This window comes from Streptomyces niveus, assembly GCF_001723055.1.
Lineage (GTDB): Bacteria > Actinomycetota > Actinomycetes > Streptomycetales > Streptomycetaceae > Streptomyces > Streptomyces niveus.
The window spans coordinates 1-9,845 of sequence record NZ_MDCR01000433.1 but is presented as its reverse complement, the minus strand read 5'-3'; the positions used below and the strand labels follow the sequence as shown (position 1 = coordinate 9,845).

Here is a 9,845-nt window from a genome sequence, read left to right as displayed (position 1 = left end):
TCACCGACAACGGCGGCGCGCTCGCCGGCCGCAAGCCGCCCGCGGAACCGGGCTACGGCATCGTCGGCATGCGCGAACGCGCCCGCAGCGTCGGCGGCACCCTCGTGGCGGCCCCGCACGCGGACGGCTTCCGGGTGACGGCGCTCCTGCCGCTGGCCGCCCGCGACGACGACGCAGCCCGCGACGACCCCGCCCGCGACGACCCCGCCCCGGCCGATCCCGCCGGCCTCCCGGCCCGGGCCGCTGCGGCGGGGGCCGCGGGTCCCGCCGCAGCGCCCGCCTCCCGATCGGAGTCCTCGTGATCCGCGTCCTGCTCGCCGACGACCAGCGGCTCGTCCGGGCCGCCTTCGCCATGCTCGTCGAGTCCGCAGCCGACATGGAGGTCGTCGGACAGGCCGGGACCGGGCGGGAAGCGGTGGAGCTGGTCCGGGCGACCCGGGCCGATCTCGTCGTCATGGACATCCGGATGCCCGACGTCGACGGCATCGAGGCGACCCGGCTGATCGCCGCCGACGACGACCTCGCCGGGGTCAAGGTGCTGGTCCTCACCACGTACGACACCGACGACCACGTCGTGGAGGCGCTGCGCGCGGGCGCGTCCGGATTCCTGGTGAAGGACACCCGGCCCGCCGAACTCCTCACCGCCATCAGGACGGTGGCCGCCGGCGACTCCCTGCTGTCCCCGGGGCCGACGGCGCGCCTGATCGCCCGCGTGCTGAGCGCGCACAGCCGGGTCCCCGAGGCGTCGGCCGCCGGTGGGCCGGAGTGCCTGTCGGCCCGGGAACGGCAGGTCCTCGCCCTCGTCGCGCGTGGTCTCACCAACACCGAGATCGCGGAGACGCTCCGGCTCAGCCCCCTGACCGCCAAGACGCACGTGAGCCGCATCATGGGCAAACTCCAGGCCCGGGACCGGGCACAACTGGTGATCATCGCCTACGAGTCGGGGCTGGTGACCCCCGGTGATCCGCCGCTCACGGCCGTGGCCCCCGGCTGATACGCCCGCCCGCCGCGTACGGGAGAATGGCGCCATGAGCCTGTTCCGCGACGACGGCATCGTGCTGCGCACCCAGAAGCTGGGTGAGGCGGATCGCATCATCACGTTCCTCACCCGTGGCCACGGCCGCGTCCGGGCCGTGGCGCGCGGAGTGCGCCGTACGAAGTCCAAGTTCGGCGCCAGGCTCGAACCGTTCTCCCATGTCGACGTGCAGTTCTTCGCGCGCGGCAGCGAACTCGTCGGGCGCGGGCTGCCGCTCTGTACGCAGAGCGAGACCATCGCCCCGTACGGCGGCGCCATCGTCACCGACTACGCCCGCTACACGGCCGGTACGGCCATGCTGGAGACCGCCGAGCGGTTCACCGACCACGAGGGCGAACCCGCCGTCCAGCAGTATCTGCTCCTCGTCGGCGGGCTGCGCACCCTCGCGCGCGGCGAGCACGCCCCGCATCTGATCCTCGACGCCTTCCTGCTGCGCTCCCTCGCGGTCAACGGTTACGCGCCGAGCTTCGACGACTGCGCGAAGTGCGGCCTCGACGGCCCGAACCGGTTCTTCTCGGTCGCGGCGGGCGGGGTCATATGCGGTGACTGCCGGGTGCCCGGCAGCGTCGTACCGTCGTCGGAGGCGGTGGGTCTGCTCAGCGCGCTGCTGACCGGCGACTGGGGGACGGCGGACGCGTGCGAGGCTCGTCATGTCCGGGAGGGCAGCGGGCTGGTGTCCGCGTATCTGCACTGGCATCTGGAGCGCGGACTGCGCTCACTCAGATATGTAGAGAAGAACTAGGAGACACGAGCGCATGGCACGACGCGGAATCCTGGGCGGGCCCCGCCGCGAGTACAAGGTCCCCGAGCCGCACCCCTCCGGTGCGGTCCCGCCGAAGATCCCCGGCGAACTGGTGCCCAAGCATGTCGCCTGCGTGATGGACGGCAACGGCCGCTGGGCCAAGGAGCGTGGTCTGCCGCGCACCGAGGGCCACAAGGTCGGCGAGGGCGTCGTGCTGGACGTGCTCAAGGGCTGCCTGGAGATGGGCGTCAAGAACCTCTCCCTGTACGCCTTCTCCACCGAGAACTGGAAGCGCACGCCCGACGAGGTGCGCTTCCTCATGAACTTCAACCGCGACGTCATCCGGCGCCGGCGTGACGAGATGAACGAGCTGGGGATCCGGATCCGCTGGGTCGGCCGGATGCCCAAGATGTGGAAGTCGGTCGTCCAGGAGCTCCAGGTCGCCCAGGAGCAGACCGTCGACAACGACGCCATGACGCTCTACTTCTGCGTCAACTACGGGGGCCGCGCCGAGATCGCGGACGCGGCGCAGGCGCTCGCGGCGGACGTGGCGGCGGGCAAGCTCGACCCGGCCAAGGTCAACGAGAAGACGTTCGCCAAGTATCTGTACTACCCGGACATGCCGGACGTGGATCTCTTCCTGCGGCCGAGCGGTGAGCAGCGTACGTCCAACTACCTGATCTGGCAGAGCAGTTACGCCGAGATGATCTTCCAGGACGTGCTCTGGCCGGACTTCGACCGGCGGGACCTGTGGCGGGCCTGTCTGGAGTTCGCCCAGCGGGACCGCCGCTTCGGCGGCGCGCTGCCCAACCAGTCCGACAAGTCGGGCTAGCACACGAGAAGGGGGCGGGCGCCGCGGCGCCCGCCCCCTTCCGTCGGCTCATCGGCTCACCGGCCGGACAGACCACTGCCCGCCGCGCACTCCGCGCAGGTGCCGAAGACCTCCACCGTGTGCGCCACGGCCACGAAGCCGTGCTCGGCCGCGATCGTCTCGGCCCACTGCTCGACGGCCGGGCCCTCCACCTCGACGGCCTTGCCGCACACCCGGCACACCAGGTGGTGGTGGTGATCACCGGTCGAGCAGCGCCGGTAGACGGACTCCCCGTCGTTCGTGCGCAGTACATCGACATCGCCCGCGTCGGCGAGCGACTGGAGCGTGCGGTAGACCGTCGTCAGTCCGACCGAGTCGCCGCGGTGCTTCAGCATGTCGTGCAGCTCCTGAGCGCTGCGGAACTCGTCCACCTCGTCCAGCGCGGCGGCCACCGCGGCCCGCTGCCGGGTCGATCGGCCGCGTACGGGGGCAGTGCTCGCCCCACCGCCAGGCGCAGTCGTCACGGGTGCCTCCAATACTTCTGCCCGGAATCGCTCATCTGCCGGGCCATTCTGCCAGCTCGCGTCAGACCCTGGCCTCGTCCGCGGGACCGCGCATGGCGGGAACCGCCGGACCGTCCGCTTCCGCCGCCGGGTGTTCGTCCCGCTCCGGCCTCAGCGCCCGCGCCCGCCGTCTCGCCAGTGGTGTCGCGAGGACGGTCAGGACGAGGAAGACGCCGATGGCCAGCAACACAATTGTCGCTCCGGGCGGCACGTCCTGGTAGTACGAGGTGACCGTGCCGGCCAGCGTGACCGCCGTACCGATCACCACCGACAGTACGAACGTGACCGCGAACGACCGGGTGATCTGCTGCGCGGCGGCGACCGGCACCACCATCAGCGCGCTGACCAGCAGCAGCCCCACCACCCGCATCGCGACGGTGACGGTCACGGCGGCCGTGACGGCGACCAGCAGGTTCAGCGCGCGCACCGGCAGCCCGGTGACCCGCGCGAACTCCTCGTCCTGGCTGACGGCGAACAGCTGCCGCCGCAGCCCCACGGTGACCAGCACCACCAGGGCCGCCAGGACCCAGATCGCGTCCAGGTCACCCTCGGAGACGGTGGAGAGCGAGCCGAAGAGATACGAGCTGAGGTTGGCGTTGGAGCCGGTCGGCGAGAGGTTGATCAGCAGGACGCCGCCCGCCATACCGCCGTAGAACAGCATGGCCAGCGCGATGTCGCCGCGCGTGCGGCCGTACGCCCTGATCAGCTCCATCGCGATGGAACCGACGATCGCCACGAGCGTCGCCATCCACACCGGGCTGGCGGAGAGCAGGAAGCCCAGACCGACACCGGTCATGGCGACATGGCCGATGCCGTCGCCCATCAGGGCCTGCCGGCGCTGGACGAGATAGATGCCGACGGCGGGCGCGATGACACCGACCAGGACGGCCGCGATCAGGGCCCGCTGCATGAGGGCGGTCTCAAGGATTTCCATGGTCAGGTCAGCAGTCCTGTGCGGTGCGGCTCACCGGCCGCGTGCGGATGGCAGCTTTGATTGGTCAGAAGCTCGGGGTCGTGGCCGGGCAGCGCGTGCTGTCCGACCGCCTTCGGCGGCGGGCCGTCGTGCATGACGCAGCCGTCGCGCAGCACCACCGCGCGGTCGATCAGCGGCTCCAGCGGGCCCAGTTCGTGCAGGACGAGCAGGACGGTCGTACCGGCCGCCACCTGGTCACGCAGCGTGGCCGCCAGGATCTCCTGGCTCGCCAGGTCGACGCCCGCCATCGGCTCGTCCATGATCAGCAGTTCGGGTTCGGCGGCGAGGGCGCGCGCGATCAGCACCCTCTGGTGCTGGCCGCCGGAGAGCGCGCCGACCGCGTCCTTGGCCCTGTCCGTGAGGCCCACGAGGTCGATGGCGCGCTGGACGGCCGCCCTGTCGGCCTTGGAGGGCCATCTGAGGAGTCCCGTGCGCGCCAGCCGCCCCGAGGACACGACCTCGCGGACGGTCGCGGGCACGCCGCTCGCCGCCGTGGTGCGCTGCGGCACGTAGCCGACGCGCGCCCAGTCGCGGAAGCGCCGCAGCGGAGTGCCGAAGAGGGTCACCTCGCCGCTGGTGAGCGGGACTTGGCCGATCACGGAGCGTACGGCGGTGGACTTGCCCGAGCCGTTGGCGCCGAGCAGCGCGACGACCTCGCCGCGCCGCAGGGAGACGTCGATGCCGCGCAGCACGGGGCGGGAGCCGAGGGTGGCGGTGGCGCCGCGCAGGGACAGGACGGTGGGGGTGGTGGCGTCCTTCGCCCCGTTCGTGTCCTGACCGGCGGACTCCGTCTGCGTCGTCGTCACGTCCCGTACCTCCGTTGCTGCGGTGGGCTGGTTCACTTCGCGCCGAGGGCCTTCTCCAGCGCGGCGAGGTTGGACTCCATGACCTCGACGTAGTCAGCGCCCTTGGACTTGTCCGTGATTCCCTCGACGGGGTCCAGGACGTCCGTCTTCAGACCGCTGTCGGCGGCGACGGTCTTCGCCGTCCTGTCACTGACCAGCGTCTCGAAGAAGACCGTGCCGACCTTGTCCTTGGCCGCGATGGTACGCAGCTCCTTGATCCGGGCCGGACTGGGCTCGGACTCGGGGGAGATGCCCGCGATGGACTCCTGGGTGAGGCCGTAGCGCTCGGCGAGATAGCCGAAGGCCGAGTGCGTGGTGATGAAGGTCTTGGTGGCGGTGTCGGCGAGGCCCTGCTCGAAGGCGCTGTCGAGGGCGGTGAGGCGTTCGACGACGGTGGTGGTGTTCTTCCGGTACGCGGCGGCGTTCTCCGGGTCGGCCTTCTCCAGCGAGGCGCCGACGCCCTTGGCGACCTCGGCGTACTTCACGGGGTCGAGCCAGATGTGCGGGTCGGTGCCGGCCTCGCCCTCGTGGGCGTGGTCCTCCTCGGCGTGCTCCTCGCCCGCGTGCTCGTCCGCGTGCTCGTCGCCGTGGTCGTGGCCGACCTCCGCGCCGTGCTTCTCCAGCGTCGTGAGGGAGGCGGCGTCGACGGTGTTCTTCACGCCGGCGGCGCTGATGGCCTCGTCGACGGCGGGCTGGATCCCCTTGAGGTAGAGGATGTAGTCGGCCTCGCCGAGCTGGGCGGCCTGCCGGGTCCCCAGCTCAAGGTCGTGCGGCTCGACGCCCGGCTTGGTGAGCGTGGAGACGTCGACGTGGCTGCCGCCTATCTCCTCGGCCAGATACTGCATGGGGTAGAACGACGCGACCACCGCGAGCTTGCCGCCGCTCTTCCCGGCGCCGCCGCCGGCGTCGTCTGCCGCGTCGGAGGGGGAACACCCGGACAGCGCGGACAGCGCGACCAGGCCGAGGGTCAGGGACCCGGCGAGCGCGGCGGTGGGTATCAGGCGTCGTACGTTCATGACAGTCATTTTCAACAAAAGTGGAAACGATTGTCAACAAGAGGTGGTGAGGGCCACTGCGGGACACCGATTTGATACAGGGGGTGCGCCCGCCGCTAATCTGAGGCATTCGCCGTTCGTCGTCGTAATGAAGAGAGCACCGTGGCCGCCGACAAGATCGACAGCATCGTCAACCTGAGCAAGCGCCGTGGCTTCGTCTACCCGTGCAGCGAGATCTACGGCGGACAGCGTGCCGCCTGGGACTACGGGCCGCTCGGGGTCGAGCTGAAGGAGAACATCAAGCGCCAGTGGTGGCGTTACATGGTCACTTCGCGCGAGGACGTTGTCGGTCTCGACTCGTCGGTGATCCTGGCCACCGAGGTCTGGGAGGCCTCCGGTCACGTCGCCACGTTCACCGACCCGCTCACCGAGTGCACCTCCTGCCACAAGCGTTACCGCGCGGACCACTTGGAGGAGGCGTACGAGGAGAAGCACGGCAAGCCGCCGGCCAACGGCCTGAAGGACCTCAACTGCCCCAACTGCGGCAACAAGGGCACCTTCACCGAGCCCAAGTCCTTCTCCGGGCTGCTCTCCACCCACCTCGGCCCGACGCAGGACTCCGGCTCGGTCGCGTATCTGCGTCCCGAGACCGCGCAGGGCATCTTCACCAACTTCGCCCAGGTGCAGGTGACGGCGCGCAAGAAGCCGCCGTTCGGCATCGCGCAGATGGGCAAGTCCTTCCGTAACGAGATCACGCCCGGCAACTTCATCTTCCGCACGCGCGAGTTCGAGCAGATGGAGATGGAGTTCTTCGTCAAGCCCGGCGAGGACGAGACGTGGCAGGACTACTGGATGGAGCAGCGCTGGAACTGGTACCGGGACCTGGGCCTGCGCGAGGAGAACATGCGCTGGTTCGAGCACCCGAAGGAGAAGCTCTCCCACTACTCCAAGCGCACCGCCGACATCGAGTACCGCTTCAGCTTCGGCGGCTCGGAGTGGGGCGAGCTCGAAGGCGTCGCGAACCGCACCGACTACGACCTCACCGCGCACTCCAAGGCGTCCGGCCACGACCTGTCGTACTTCGACCAGGAGGCCGGTGAGCGCTGGACGCCGTACGTCATTGAGCCCGCCGCCGGTGTCGGCCGCGCGATGCTGGCCTTCCTCCTCGACGCGTACAACGAGGACGAGGCGCCCAACGCGAAGGGTGTGATGGAGAAGCGCACCGTCATGCGGCTCGACCCGCGCCTGGCGCCGGTCAAGGTCGCGGTGCTGCCGCTGTCGCGCAACCCGCAGCTGTCGCCGAAGGCGAAGGGCCTCTCGGCCGACCTGCGCAAGAACTGGAACATCGAGTTCGACGACGCGGGCGCGATCGGCCGGCGTTACCGCAGGCAGGACGAGATCGGTACGCCGTTCTGCGTCACCGTCGACTTCGACACCCTCGACGACGACGCGGTGACCGTGCGCGAGCGCGACACCATGAAGCAGGAGCGCGTCTCGCTGAGCCAGATCCAGGGGTACCTGGCGGAGCGGCTGCTCGGCTGCTGATTACGGTCGTGGCTCGAAGCCCCCGGTTCCGTGACGGAGCCGGGGGCTTCGTCGCACACTGCTCAGTGGCCGCATTCGTCAACAGGAGGCACTCATGCCGCCCACGACCAGCAGCAAGGTAAGCCGATGGGACCAGCACGGCCGCGAGCACGTCGTCCATGTCCAGAAGGCGGGCATGCAGCGGGCGTTGACGTGCGAGACCTGCGGCTGGAGCAAGAACGCGCAGTTCCTGCCGTGGCTCAAGGCGGAGGAGCACCTGACCGAGGCGCACCAGGCGACGGTGGATCCGACGGTGACCGGCGGCGGCTGAGAGCGGACACGGGCGGTCGCGGGGCGGTCGAGGGGCGGTCGGGGGGCGGAAAATCAGGTGACGGGCGCCACCCGCCCGGTGGTAGCGTCGTGGGCATGTTCTTCCAGATCTACGAGTGAGAACGCGGCGGTCACGGTCCGCCTCTCACCAGACGCATCCGCAGATCACTTCGCCTTCACCAATTCGGGAGAACCCGTGGCAAAAAGCCGGAACAACCTTCTCGGCGTGGGCGGACAGCGAAAGAAGCTGTCCCGCGCCGACCAGCAGGGCAACGGCCCCAGCCGGAACGCCGACCGCAAGGTCGCCGAGGACAAGAAGCAGGAACTCGTGCGGAAGATGCGCGAGCGGGCGACCGGCACGGAGTCCGGGGAAGGCGCCACGGACACCGCGGCCGACACCGCCGCCACCGACACGACCGACGGGCCCGCCGCCCAGTCGTGACGCACGGCTTCTGACATAGCGACGACGACGGCCCGGACCACTTCGGTGGTCCGGGCCGTACGCGTTACGGGTCAGCTCACCGCCTTCTTGACGAGGGCGGCGAGGACGGCCTCCGACGTGTCGTCCAGTCCGGTCACGGCGAACGACGTCGCCCACAGACCGCCGTCGTCGAGATTCGCCTCGGGGGTGAACCCGAAGGTCGAGTAGCGCTCCTTGTCGGTGTGCCCGCTGCGGAAGAAGCAGACCACCTTCCCCTTCCTGGCGTAGGCGGGCTGCCCGTACCAGAGCTTCGGCGCCAGCTCAGGGGCGTTGGCGGTGACGACGGCATGGACGCGTTCGGCCACCGCGCGGTCCGCCGCCTCCATCTCCGCGATCTTCGACAGCACGTCGAGTTCGTCCGTGGCGGCTTTCCTGCCCCGGCCACCGGCCGCCTCCTTCCTCAGTTCCTCGGCGCGTGCCTTCATCGCGGCGCGCTCTTGCTCGGAGAAGCCGTCGGTGCTCATCGCTGTTCACTCTCCAGGTCGGGATCGCCGCTGACGCTAGCCGCGCCGGGAGACGGGACGCTTCTCGAATCCTGACCGATCCCCGCGCCCGCACCCCGCTCCCGCGACGCCGGCAGGTCCCTGGCGCGGCCGACCGGTGAGAACAGCAGGATCAGCCCGGCGAGCGGCACACCCGCCGTGGTGATCCACATCGCCGTACGGACACCGAGCACCGTCCCGAGCGTGCCGCCCAGGAGCGCGCCGAGCGGGATGGTGCCGTAGTTGAGGAAGGCCGTGCTCGCGGTGAGGCGGCCGAGGAGTTCCGGCGGGCAGTAGCGCTGCTGGAAGCTTGCCTTGATGACATTGCCCGCCACCACACCCGCCGCGACGCAGAATCCGCCCGCCACGTAGAACAGCACCCCGGCCCCGCCGACGGTCAGCGGGATCAGCAGCGCGAACACCGCGAGGCCCAGCTCGAAGACCAGCGTGGCGCGTGCGGTGCCCAGCCGGGCCGCGACGCGGCGCGCGGCGAAGGCCCCGGCCACGCCGCCCGTACCGGCCGCCGCGACGAGCCCGCCGACCGGCCCGGGGTCCAGGCCGACTGTCCGGACCAGGAAGACGACCAGGATCGACTGATAGCCCATCAGGGCCAGGTTGGACGCGGCGCCGAAGAGCGTCAGCGTACGGAGCCAGGGATCGCGCGCGACCAGCCGCAGACCCTCGCCGACCTCCGAGGCCAGCGCGCCGCGCGGGCGGGGTGTCCTCGGGACGCGCGGCTCGCGGTGGCGGATGCGGGACAGGCACAGGAGCGAGACGAGGAAGGTCGCCGCGTTGGCGAACATCCCGTTGACCGCGCCCGCCAACTGCGCGATCAGACCGCCCGATCCGAGCCCGGCGATCTGCGCCGCGGACGCGCTGCCGTGCAGTTTCGCGTTGCCCTCGGGCTGGTCTTCGGGGGCCAGGATGGTCGGCAGATAGGCGGTGTACGCGGTCTGGAAGAACACGGCCGATGTGCCCGTCGCCAGCGCCACGCCCACCAGCAGACCCACGCTCAGCAGCCCGGCCCACGCGGCGAGTGGGACGGGCTGCTGAGCGTGGGTCT

General features: G+C 70.4%; 13 protein-coding genes. 7 read left to right on the top strand and 6 right to left on the bottom strand.

The annotated features are described in order from the left end of the window. From BHU15_RS41815 to BHU15_RS35545, 4 genes are all read left to right on the top strand, one after another. Positions 1-302: ATP-binding protein (locus tag BHU15_RS41815; protein ID WP_497210043.1), on the top strand; the 302-nt coding region annotated here is incomplete at its 5' end. After that, complete coding sequence (locus tag BHU15_RS35555) at positions 299-994, top strand: response regulator transcription factor (RefSeq protein ID WP_255293288.1); 696 nt, start codon at positions 299-301, stop codon at positions 992-994. The genes BHU15_RS41815 and BHU15_RS35555, both read left to right, overlap by 4 nt. Before the next feature lie 34 nt (positions 995-1,028). After that, positions 1,029-1,778 carry a DNA repair protein RecO gene (recO, locus tag BHU15_RS35550; protein WP_069630885.1) on the top strand — a complete coding sequence of 250 codons (750 nt, stop codon included), beginning with the start codon at positions 1,029-1,031 and terminating at the stop codon, positions 1,776-1,778. A 13-nt stretch (positions 1,779-1,791) separates the two neighbouring features. After that, positions 1,792-2,610 carry an isoprenyl transferase gene (locus BHU15_RS35545; protein WP_069630884.1) on the top strand — a complete coding sequence of 273 codons (819 nt, stop codon included), beginning with the start codon at positions 1,792-1,794 and terminating at the stop codon, positions 2,608-2,610. A 56-nt stretch (positions 2,611-2,666) separates the two neighbouring features. On the opposite strand, the gene BHU15_RS35540 is transcribed toward BHU15_RS35545, so the two are convergent. The 4 genes from BHU15_RS35540 to BHU15_RS35525 all read right to left on the bottom strand — a co-directional run bounded on the left by BHU15_RS35540 (position 2,667) and on the right by BHU15_RS35525 (position 5,986). Next, on the bottom strand, positions 2,667-3,113 hold the full coding sequence (locus BHU15_RS35540) for a Fur family transcriptional regulator (protein ID WP_069630883.1): 447 nt from the start codon (positions 3,111-3,113) through the stop codon (positions 2,667-2,669). Positions 3,114-3,174: 61 nt separating this feature from the next. Next, positions 3,175-4,086, bottom strand: coding sequence for a metal ABC transporter permease (locus BHU15_RS35535; RefSeq protein WP_023541934.1), 912 nt, complete (start codon positions 4,084-4,086; stop codon positions 3,175-3,177). A gap of 2 nt (positions 4,087-4,088) precedes the next feature. Next, on the bottom strand, positions 4,089-4,859 hold the full coding sequence (locus BHU15_RS35530) for a metal ABC transporter ATP-binding protein (RefSeq protein ID WP_069630886.1): 771 nt from the start codon (positions 4,857-4,859) through the stop codon (positions 4,089-4,091). Between the two features lie 104 nt (positions 4,860-4,963). After that, a complete protein-coding gene (locus BHU15_RS35525) occupies positions 4,964-5,986 on the bottom strand; it encodes a metal ABC transporter substrate-binding protein (protein WP_069630882.1) in 1,023 nt (340 codons plus the stop codon). Between the two features lie 141 nt (positions 5,987-6,127). Here BHU15_RS35525 and BHU15_RS35520 point away from each other — a divergent pair, with 141 nt between their 5' ends. From BHU15_RS35520 to BHU15_RS35510, 3 genes are all read left to right on the top strand, one after another. Next, positions 6,128-7,510: a glycine--tRNA ligase gene (locus BHU15_RS35520; protein ID WP_023541937.1), complete on the top strand. Its 1,383-nt coding sequence runs from the start codon at positions 6,128-6,130 to the stop codon at positions 7,508-7,510. A 94-nt stretch (positions 7,511-7,604) separates the two neighbouring features. After that, a complete protein-coding gene (locus BHU15_RS35515; RefSeq protein WP_023541938.1) occupies positions 7,605-7,820 on the top strand; it encodes a hypothetical protein in 216 nt (71 codons plus the stop codon). A 195-nt stretch (positions 7,821-8,015) separates the two neighbouring features. Beyond that, positions 8,016-8,261, top strand: a complete 246-nt coding sequence (locus tag BHU15_RS35510; RefSeq protein WP_069630881.1) for a DUF6243 family protein — start codon at positions 8,016-8,018, stop codon at positions 8,259-8,261. A gap of 71 nt (positions 8,262-8,332) precedes the next feature. Here BHU15_RS35510 and BHU15_RS35505 read toward each other — a convergent pair whose 3' ends face one another. Continuing rightward, positions 8,333-8,764, bottom strand: a complete 432-nt coding sequence (locus tag BHU15_RS35505) for an iron chaperone (protein WP_069630880.1) — start codon at positions 8,762-8,764, stop codon at positions 8,333-8,335. Then, a partial coding sequence (locus tag BHU15_RS35500) for an MFS transporter (protein ID WP_069630879.1) occupies positions 8,761-9,845 on the bottom strand: 1,085 nt, incomplete at its 5' end. The genes BHU15_RS35505 and BHU15_RS35500, both read right to left, overlap by 4 nt.

Coding starts and splice junctions, on each gene's coding strand:
- recO (WP_069630885.1), top strand. CDS start 1,029: ATGAGCCTGTTCCGCGACGACGGCATCGTGCTGCGCACCCAGAAGCTG.
- BHU15_RS35505 (WP_069630880.1), bottom strand. CDS start 8,764: ATGAGCACCGACGGCTTCTCCGAGCAAGAGCGCGCCGCGATGAAGGCA.
- BHU15_RS35535 (WP_023541934.1), bottom strand. CDS start 4,086: ATGGAAATCCTTGAGACCGCCCTCATGCAGCGGGCCCTGATCGCGGCC.
- BHU15_RS35525 (WP_069630882.1), bottom strand. CDS start 5,986: ATGAACGTACGACGCCTGATACCCACCGCCGCGCTCGCCGGGTCCCTG.
- BHU15_RS35545 (WP_069630884.1), top strand. CDS start 1,792: ATGGCACGACGCGGAATCCTGGGCGGGCCCCGCCGCGAGTACAAGGTC.
- BHU15_RS35515 (WP_023541938.1), top strand. CDS start 7,605: ATGCCGCCCACGACCAGCAGCAAGGTAAGCCGATGGGACCAGCACGGC.